The organism is Streptomyces sp. NPDC058221, assembly GCF_042882365.1.
Taxonomy (GTDB): domain Bacteria; phylum Actinomycetota; class Actinomycetes; order Streptomycetales; family Streptomycetaceae; genus Streptomyces.
Map to the genome: position 1 here is coordinate 19,968 of NZ_JBHVWF010000112.1, position 8,467 is coordinate 28,434.

Sequence of the window (8,467 nt, forward strand, 5' to 3'; positions counted from 1 at the left end):
CGGCCGACCCGCGGCCCGTCCGCGGCCCGCGTCCTGCCGTCGGCCGGCCACCCCCAGACTGCCCCGGCCCCGGCCCCCACGCGACCGGTGACCGAGCCGTAGGCTTTGCCCATGGAGCCCTCTGTGGAGCAGAGTCCGCATCACGCCTACCCCGATCACTGGGAGGCGGACGTGGTGCTCCGCGACGGCGGCACCGCGCGGATCAGGCCGATCACCACGGACGATGCCGAACGGCTGGTCAGCTTCTACGAGCAGGTCTCGCCCGAGTCGAAGTACTACCGATTCTTCGCGCCGTACCCGCGGCTCTCCGCCAAGGACGTCCACCGCTTCACCCATCACGACTACGTCGACCGGGTGGGACTCGCCGTCACGGTGGGCGGCGAGTTCATCGCCACGGTCCGCTACGACCGGATCGACGCGCACGGCAGGCCCGCGTCGGCCCCTGCGGACGAGGCGGAGGTGGCCTTCCTCGTCCAGGACGCGCATCAGGGCCGCGGGGTCGCCTCCACCCTGCTCGAACACATCGCCGCCGTCGCCCGGGAACGCGGCATCCGCCGTTTCGCCGCCGAGGTGCTGCCCGCCAACAACAAGATGATCAAGGTGTTCCGGGACGCCGGATACACCCAGCAGCGCAGCTTCGAGGACGGCTCCGTCCACCTCACCCTCGACCTCGAACCGACCGCCGAATCGCTCGCCGTCCAGCGTGCCCGCGAGCAGCGTGCCGAGGCACGGTCCGTGCAGCGGCTCCTCGCCCCCGGCTCCGTCGCCGTCATCGGCGCCGGACGCAACCCCGGCGGGGTCGGCCGTACGGTCCTGCGCAACCTCCTGGGCGCGGGATTCACCGGCCGTACCTACGCGGTGAACAGCGCCTTCGCCGCGGATCAGGGCACCATCGACGGGGTGCCCGCCCACCGCTCCCTCGGCGAGATCGGCGAAACCGTCGACCTCGCCGTGGTCGCCGTGCCCGCCGAGCGGGTGCCCGAAGCCGTCGCCGACTGCGGGGAACACGGCGTCCAGGGGCTGGTCGTCCTCTCCGCCGGATACGCCGAGTGGGGCGCCGAGGGCCGCGAACGGCAGCGCGAACTGGTGCGCCAGGCCCGCTCGTACGGCATGCGGATCATCGGCCCGAACGCCTTCGGCATCATCAACAACTCCGAAGCCGTCCGGCTGAACGCCTCCCTGGCCCCCGAACGGCCCGACTCCGGACGCATCGGCCTGTTCACCCAGTCCGGCGCGATCGGCATCGCCCTGCTCTCCGGGCTCTACCGGCGCGGTGCGGGACTCTCCACCTTCATCTCGGCGGGCAACCGCGCCGACATCTCCGGCAACGACTTCCTCCAGTACTGGTACGAGGACGCGGACACCGACGTCGCCCTGCTGTACCTCGAATCGCTGGGCAACCCCCGCAAGTTCACCCGCCTCGCCCGGCGTACCGCCGCGGTGAAGCCGGTGGTCGTGGTCAAGGGCGCCCGGCACAGCGGCTCCACCCCGCCCGGCCACGCCGTGCCCATCAGCCGGATCCCGGACGCCACCGTCTCCGCGCTGATGCGGCAGGCAGGGGTGATCCGCGTCGACACGGTGACGGAGATGGTGGACGCCGGCCTGCTCCTCGCCGACCAGCCGCTCCCGGCGGGCGGACGCGTCGCGATCCTCGGCAACTCCGAGTCCCTCGGCCTGCTCACGTACGACGCCTGCCTGGCCGAGGGGCTGCGCCCGCGCCCGCCTCGCGACCTCACCACCGGTGCCACCCCGCAGGACTTCCGGGACGCGCTGGCCGAGGCGCTGGCCGACGAGGGCTGTGACGCGGTGATCGTGACGGCGATCCCCTGGGTGGGCGAGGACGGTGAGGCGGAGCAGGGCGACGGCGAGGTGCTGGCCACCGCCCTGCACACGGCAGCCGCCGCGGGCCCCGCCAAGCCGGTGGCCGTCGTCCACGTGGAGATCGGCGGTCTCGCGGAGGCCCTGGCCGCCGCCACCAGCACGGTGGCCCAGCAGCGCCCGGTCCCGGCCACACCCGGCGTCACGGCGCCCGGACGGCCCTCGGGCGGAGCCCCCGCCACGACGCCGGCTCCGGCGACGCCTCCGGGCGGGTCCGCCACCGAACCAGCAGAGGCCCGCGCCGCCGGCCGGATCCCCGCCTACCCCGCCGCCGAACGCGCCGTCCGGGCGCTCGCCGAAGCCGTGAAGTACGCCCAGTGGCGACGCCAGGCTGCGATCCCCGGCAAGGTGCCCGAGTTCCTCGACGACACCATCGACGAGGCGGGCGCGGCCGCCCGTATCGAGGCCCTGCTCGGCAAGGACCCCGATCCGCGCGGCAGGCCCCTGGCGCACGACGAGGCCCGCGCACTCCTGGCCTGCTACGGCATCGCCGTCCGGCCCACGCTGCCCGCCCCCGACGCCGAGGCAGCCGTCGCCGCAGCCGCGCAGCTCGGCTATCCGGTCGCGCTGAAGACCACCGCACCCCATCTGCGCCACCGCGCCGACCTGGGCGGTGTCCGGCTCGACCTCGCCACCGAGCCCGCGCTGCGCCGCGCGTTCGGCGAACTGACCGACCTGCTGGGCAAGCCCGCCGAGCTCAGGCCCGTCGTGCAGGCCATGGCACCGCGCGGTGTCGACACCGTCGTACGGGCCACGATCGACCCGGCCGCCGGCGCCGTCCTCTCCTTCGGCCTGGCAGGGGCGCCGTCCGAGCTCCTCGGCGACACCGCCCACCGGCTCGTCCCGGCCACCGACCGGGACGCCGCCGAGCTGATCCGCTCGATCCGGGCCGCCCCGGTGCTCTTCGGCTGGCGCGGCTCGGCCCCCGTGGACACCGCGGCACTGGAAGAGCTGCTGCTGCGCGTCTCCCTGCTGGTCGACGACCACCCCGAGGTGGTCTCCATCGCGCTGGAACCGGTCGTGGTCGCCACCCAGGGGCTGACGGTCCTCGGCGCGAGCGTCCGGCTCTCACCGCCCCCGGCCCGTACCGACATCGGCCCGCGCCGCCTCTCCAACTACTGACCGGCCCGGGGCGCACTCCCGTGCGGGGCGGGCGGGAGGGTCCCCGGCAGTCATCGGCCCCCCGTAGGATGGTCCGTATGGCTAAGACCGGTACGACGACCCAGGGGCTGCGCGCGGCAATCGAGCGCAGCGGCTACTACCCGGCCCTCGTGGCCGAGGCGGTGGAGGCCGCCGTGGGCGGTGAGCCGGTCTCTTCGTACCTGGTGCACCAGGAGACCACCTTCGACTCCAACGAGGTGCGCCGGCACGTCACGGTCCTGGTGCTCACGGACACCCGTTTCGTCGTCAGCCACACCGACGAGCAGAACGCCGACACCAGCTCCCCGACGCCCTACGCCACCACGTCCACCGAATCGGTCAAGCTCGACCGGATCTCCTCGGTCGTGGTCAGCCGCGTCGTGGCCAACCCGGAGAAGTACGTCCCGGGCACGCTGCCCCGCGAGGTCGTCCTGACCATCGGCTGGGGCGCGGTCTCCCGCATCGACCTGGAGCCCGCCGCCTGCGGCGACGCCAACTGCGAGGCCGACCACGGCTACACCGGCAGCTCCACCGCCGACGACCTGAGCCTGCGGGTCAGCGAGGCCGGCGACGGCCCCGACACCGTGCGCCAGACGCTGGCCTTCGCCCAGGCCCTCTCCGAGGCCACGGCCGCAACCGGGCCGGCCGGTCGCTGATGGCCCAGCCGGCCTGGCAGGACGACCCCGCACCGCTCCCCGTCGACACCGCTCCGGTGCCCGAGTACGGCCGTGGCTCGCTCGCCGATCTGCTGCCCACACTCGTCGCGGGACAGGGCGTCCCCGGGTTCACGGCGGCGATCACCGAGCTCACGCCCGCCGACCGGAACTGCGTCTTCCTGATCGACGGCCTCGGCTGGGAGCAGATCCGGTCCCATCCGGACGAGGCCCCCTTCCTGCACTCCCTGCTGCCCACCTCGCGCGGCGGCACGGGCCGGCCGGTCACGGCGGGCTTCCCGGCCACCACCGCGACGTCGCTGGCCTCCGTCGGCACCGGGCTGCCCCCGGGCGAGCACGGACTGCCCGGGTACACCGTGCGCAATCCGGCCACCGGCGCGCTGATGAACCAGCTCCGCTGGAGGCCCTGGTCGGAGCCCAAGGTCTGGCAGCCGTACCCGACCGTCTTCACGCTCGCCGACGCGGCCGGGGTGCGCACCGCGCAGGTGTCCGCACCCGGCTTCGAGCAGACCCCGCTGACCAAGGTCGCGCTCAGCGGCGGTTCGTTCCTGGGCCGGCTGACCGGCGAGGACCGGATGGACGTCGCCGCCCAGCGGCTGGCCGCCGGAGACCGTTCGCTCGTCTACACGTACTACAGCGAGGTCGACGGCATGGGACACCGCTTCGGTGTCGACTCCGACGCCTGGCGCGGCCAGTTGATGCATGTCGACGGACTGGCCAGGCGGCTGGCCGAACAGCTCCCGCCGCGCTCGGCGCTCTACATCACCGCTGACCACGGCATGATCGACATCCCGTTCGACGAGCAGTCCAGGATCGACTTCGACGAGGACTGGGAGCTGCGCGCGGGCGTCGCGCTGCTCGGCGGCGAGGGCCGCGCCCGCCATGTGTACGCCGTCCCGGGTGCCGAGGCCGATGTGCTGGCCGTCTGGCGCGAGGTGCTCGGCGAGCAGTTCTGGGTGGCGAGCCGGGACGAGGCCGTCGCGGCGGGCTGGTTCGGCCCCCGGATCGACGAACGCGTCATCGGCCGGATCGGTGACGTGATCGCCGCAGCGCATGACGATGTCGTGATCACCGCCTCCGACAACGAGCCGCACGAGTCGGCGATGGTCGGCATGCACGGCTCGATGACCCCCGTCGAGCAGCTCGTCCCGCTCCTCGAAGTACGCTCGTAGCCACCGCCGTCCCGCGCTCCGCCTGTCCCGAAAGGTGCTCAACCCCTCATGCCCGAGCTTGTGTTCTTCTCCGGAACGATGGACTGCGGGAAGAGCACGCTGGCGCTGCAGATCGCGCACAACCGGTCGGCACGAGGCCTCCAGGGTGTGATCTTCACCCGTGACGACCGGGCGGGGGAGGGGAAGCTGTCCTCCCGGCTGGGCCTGGTCACGGAGGCGGTCGAGGCCACCGCGGGCATGGATCTGTACGGGTACCTCGTCGGCCAACTGTCCCAGGGCGGCCGGGTGGACTACGTGATTGCCGACGAGGCGCAGTTCCTCGCCCCGGAACAGATCGACGAACTGGCCCGCGTCGTGGACGACCTGGGCCTGGACGTCTTCGCCTTCGGTATCACCGCGGACTTCCGCACGAAGCTCTTCCCCGGCTCCCAGCGGCTGATCGAGCTCGCGGACCGCATAGAGGCCCTCCAGGTGGAGGCCCTGTGCTGGTGCGGCGCCCGTGCCACGCACAACGCCCGGACGGTGGGCGGCGAGATGGTCGTCGAAGGCGCGCAGGTCGTCATCGGCGATGTCGACAGCCCGGCGAAGGACGTCGGCTACGAGGTCCTCTGCCGCAGCCACCACCGCCGCCGCATGACCAGCGCCTCCGCCCAAGCGGGCGCACTGTCACCGGACGTCCTGCCGGTGGCTTCCGACTGAGGTTGTCGGCCGGACAGGCCGCGGTTGCGCGTACTGCGAGAGGCGCGACCCCGACGGCCCCGGTCCACGCACGGAACACGTCCCGGGCGGACACGACGGTCCGGCGCCGGCTCGATCGCCGGATCTACCGGGCCCCGGGGCGGGTTCGGGCGACCAGCCGGGTCTCGATGTTCCGCAGGGTGGAGATCGCGGCGTCGATCTCGTCGGAGTCGGTCACGGCCTCATCGAGGAGGCGGCTCCAGACCTCGCGCAGTCGTTGCAGGTTCTCCTGCGCCTTCTCGGTGGGATACAGGAGCACCCGCCGTGCATCGTGTTGATCAGCCTCACGCCGTACCAGGCCCGCCTTCTCCAGGCGTCGCACCGCCCGGCTGAAGTTGCTCGAGAAGCTCGTGCGCGCGAAGGACATGGGTCACGTCGGCACGATGGTCTACGGCCGCTCCGGTGACCGATTCCTGGACGACCCGGCCTACGACGCATTCTTCGCCGCGGCGGCGGAGCTCGGCCAGCCGGTCTTCATCCACCCGCAGATCCCCTCGGACGCGGTGCGCGACGCCCCCTACCGAGGCCTCGGTGATGTGCCCGATCTCGCCCTGGCCACCTTCGGATGGGGCTGGCACCTCGACACGGCGACCGCGGCGCTCCGGCTCATCCTGCGCGGCACCTTCGACCGGCACCCCGCCCTGCAGATCGTGCTCGGCCACTGGGGCGAGATGCTGCTGTTCTGGCTCGACCGGGCCGACAGTCTTTCCCGCATCGCCGGCCTGCAGCGATCCGTCGCCGACTGCATCCGGACGAACTTCCACATCACCGCCTCCGGCATGCTCAACCCCGCGCTGCTCCGCCATGCCCTGTCGGTGACCACCATCGACCGGCTGATCTTCTCCACCGACTACCCGTTCCAGCACCCGGCCCAGGGCGAGATCCACTCCTTCCTCGGGCACTTCGCTTCCGAAGAGGACCGACAGAAGTTCTCCTCCGCCAACGCGGCAGCACTCTTCGGCCTCGAACTCTGAAGACGATCGGCTCAGCGAGCCGCCGAGCGCACGAGGGTGAACGCGGCGCCCTCCGGGTCCGCGACCGTCGCCACCCTGCCGCCGGCCCCGTCCCTGGGTGGCTGGAGGATGTGTCCGCCGAGCTCCACCACGTGCTCGGCCGCCTCGTCCGTGTCGGCGACCTCGAAGTACGTCATCCAGTGCGGTCCGCGGTCCCGTGGCATGCCGTGGCCGACGCCGTGCAGCGAGGCCACCGGGCGGCCGTCCAGGTGCAGGGTCTGGTAGTCGAAGTCCGCCGAGACGACAGCCTCCGTCTCGTAGCCGAAGACCGCCTGGTAGAACTTGGCGACCGTCGCCGTCTCCCGGGTCACCAGCTCGTTCCAGACGGGCGTGCCCGGCGCTCCCGCCAGCGCTGTGCCGACGTGCCGGGCGGCCTGCCAGATCCCGAAGACCGCCCCGCCGGGGTCCGAGGCGATGGCCATCCGGCCCGCTTCGCCCGCGTCCAGCGGTCCCACCGCCACCGTGCCGCCGCAGGCGCGGATCGACTCCGCGGTGAGATCGGCGTCGTCCGTGGCCAGATAGGTCGTCCAGGCGATCGGGAGGTGCCGGTCGGGAGGCAGCTGTCCGAGACCGGCGACCTCCTTCCCGTCGATCAGTGCCCGGACGTACGGGCCCAGCTGCTCCGGGCCCGGTCCGAATTCCCAGCCGAACAGTTCGGCGTAGAAGTTCTGGGTCGTGTCCAGGCCGTGCACGATCAGGCTCACCCAGCAAGGTGTTCCGGGTGTACGCCGAGCGGCAGCCTCGGTCATCGTCACTCTCTCCTCGGACCATCGTGGTGGCCGTACGGGGGGAACGGGGCCTGCGCGCCGTCGTGCGGTACGGGATGTGTACGCCCCGTGCAGATGCTTGCACCACCCGGCGCCCGATGCGCCCCGGCCGCGCCGCACTTTCCGTGATCTCGACGGAGGAGGTCCCTTTTGTTGTGGTACGACCATTTCGCTGTTGTTACAGGCGAGCAGGTAACTGCGCGAGGATGGCGCCCATGAAGCCCATCATCTCCGCATCCGAATGTATGAGCGAGTCGGCGGGGCCACGTCCGCCGGTGCTCCTGGACGTACGTTGGAAACTCGGCGGTCCGCACGGTCTGCCCGACTACGGGGCCGGGCACATTCCCGGAGCCGTCTTCGTCGACCTGGAGACGGAACTCTCCGGTCCGGCAGGCAGCGGAGGTCGCCATCCGCTGCCCGATCCGGCGGAATTCGGTGCGGTCATGCGCCGTGCGGGCGTGGGCCGGGACAGCTCGGTGGTTGTGTACGACGGCGGCCAGGGCTGGGCGGCCGCCCGTGCCTGGTGGCTGCTGCGCTGGACGGGGCACCGGGACGTCCGGGTGCTGGACGGCGGTCTCGCCGCCTGGACGGGTGAGCTGTCGAAGGAGACCCCGGCCCCCGCCGAGGGTGACTTCGCCCCCGAGCCGGGTGCGCTGCCCCTGCTGGACGCGGACGGTGCGGCCGCCATGGCCCGCTCGGGCCTGCTGCTCGACGCACGGGCCGCCGAGCGCTACCGCGGCGAGGTGGAGCCGATCGACCGGGTGGGCGGGCACATCCCCGGGGCGGTGTCGGCGCCCACGGCCGGGAACGTCACCGCGGACGGGCGGTTCCTCCCCGCCGAGCGGCTGGTCTCCCGGTTCTCGGAGCTGGGCGCAGCCGAGGGCGGCGCGGGTGTCGGTGTCTACTGCGGCTCGGGGGTCTCCGGCGCCCATGAGGTGCTGGCCCTGGAGATCGCCGGATTCACGGCCGCCCTCTACGCGGGCTCCTGGTCGCAGTGGTCGGCCGACGGATCCCGTCCGGTCGCCACCGGGCCCGACCCCCAGTAGCGGAGCAGTCGGCCGGAACCCGGGGGCCGGGTTGCCGCC

8 protein-coding genes are annotated in these 8,467 nt (G+C 72.6%); 6 read left to right on the top strand and 2 right to left on the bottom strand.

All coding sequences use genetic code 11. The annotated features are described in order from the left end of the window. Positions 1-111: 111 nt before the first annotated feature. From ACFVW8_RS28630 to ACFVW8_RS28645, 4 genes are all read left to right on the top strand, one after another. On the top strand, positions 112-3,000 hold the full coding sequence (locus ACFVW8_RS28630; protein WP_389694947.1) for a GNAT family N-acetyltransferase: 2,889 nt from the start codon (positions 112-114) through the stop codon (positions 2,998-3,000). A gap of 77 nt (positions 3,001-3,077) precedes the next feature. Beyond that, positions 3,078-3,674, top strand: coding sequence for a DUF5998 family protein (locus ACFVW8_RS28635; protein ID WP_389694949.1), 597 nt, complete (start codon positions 3,078-3,080; stop codon positions 3,672-3,674). After that, complete coding sequence (locus tag ACFVW8_RS28640) at positions 3,674-4,864, top strand: alkaline phosphatase family protein (RefSeq protein WP_389694951.1); 1,191 nt, start codon at positions 3,674-3,676, stop codon at positions 4,862-4,864. The genes ACFVW8_RS28635 and ACFVW8_RS28640 overlap by 1 nt, the downstream gene beginning before the upstream one ends. A gap of 48 nt (positions 4,865-4,912) precedes the next feature. Next, entirely contained in the window at positions 4,913-5,563 is a 651-nt protein-coding gene (locus ACFVW8_RS28645) for a thymidine kinase (protein ID WP_389694953.1), read from the top strand. A gap of 124 nt (positions 5,564-5,687) precedes the next feature. Here the strand turns inward: ACFVW8_RS28645 and ACFVW8_RS28650 are convergent, their stop codons facing one another. Beyond that, positions 5,688-5,969, bottom strand: a complete 282-nt coding sequence (locus tag ACFVW8_RS28650; protein ID WP_389694955.1) for a MarR family winged helix-turn-helix transcriptional regulator — start codon at positions 5,967-5,969, stop codon at positions 5,688-5,690. Between ACFVW8_RS28650 and ACFVW8_RS28655 the strand changes: the two genes are divergently transcribed. Next, positions 5,953-6,576, top strand: coding sequence for an amidohydrolase family protein (locus ACFVW8_RS28655; protein WP_389694957.1), 624 nt, complete (start codon positions 5,953-5,955; stop codon positions 6,574-6,576). The two genes, ACFVW8_RS28650 and ACFVW8_RS28655, sit on opposite strands and share 17 nt — an antisense overlap. 11 nt (positions 6,577-6,587) lie before the next feature. Here the strand turns inward: ACFVW8_RS28655 and ACFVW8_RS28660 are convergent, their stop codons facing one another. Next, the gene (locus ACFVW8_RS28660) at positions 6,588-7,364 is read right to left on the bottom strand and encodes a VOC family protein (protein ID WP_389694959.1); all 777 of its coding nucleotides are present in this window, start codon (positions 7,362-7,364) and stop codon (positions 6,588-6,590) included. A gap of 233 nt (positions 7,365-7,597) precedes the next feature. Between ACFVW8_RS28660 and ACFVW8_RS28665 the strand changes: the two genes are divergently transcribed. Beyond that, entirely contained in the window at positions 7,598-8,428 is an 831-nt protein-coding gene (locus ACFVW8_RS28665; protein WP_389694961.1) for a sulfurtransferase, read from the top strand. The last annotated feature ends 39 nt before the right edge of the window (positions 8,429-8,467 follow it).

Bases quoted from the DNA above. Each gene is read 5' to 3' on its own strand.
- ACFVW8_RS28640 (WP_389694951.1), top strand. From the start codon at position 3,674: ATGGCCCAGCCGGCCTGGCAGGACGACCCCGCACCGCTCCCCGTCGAC.
- ACFVW8_RS28650 (WP_389694955.1), bottom strand. From the start codon at position 5,969: ATGTCCTTCGCGCGCACGAGCTTCTCGAGCAACTTCAGCCGGGCGGTG.
- ACFVW8_RS28635 (WP_389694949.1), top strand. From the start codon at position 3,078: ATGGCTAAGACCGGTACGACGACCCAGGGGCTGCGCGCGGCAATCGAG.
- ACFVW8_RS28645 (WP_389694953.1), top strand. From the start codon at position 4,913: ATGCCCGAGCTTGTGTTCTTCTCCGGAACGATGGACTGCGGGAAGAGC.
- ACFVW8_RS28665 (WP_389694961.1), top strand. From the start codon at position 7,598: ATGAAGCCCATCATCTCCGCATCCGAATGTATGAGCGAGTCGGCGGGG.
- ACFVW8_RS28660 (WP_389694959.1), bottom strand. From the start codon at position 7,364: ATGACCGAGGCTGCCGCTCGGCGTACACCCGGAACACCTTGCTGGGTG.
- ACFVW8_RS28630 (WP_389694947.1), top strand. From the start codon at position 112: ATGGAGCCCTCTGTGGAGCAGAGTCCGCATCACGCCTACCCCGATCAC.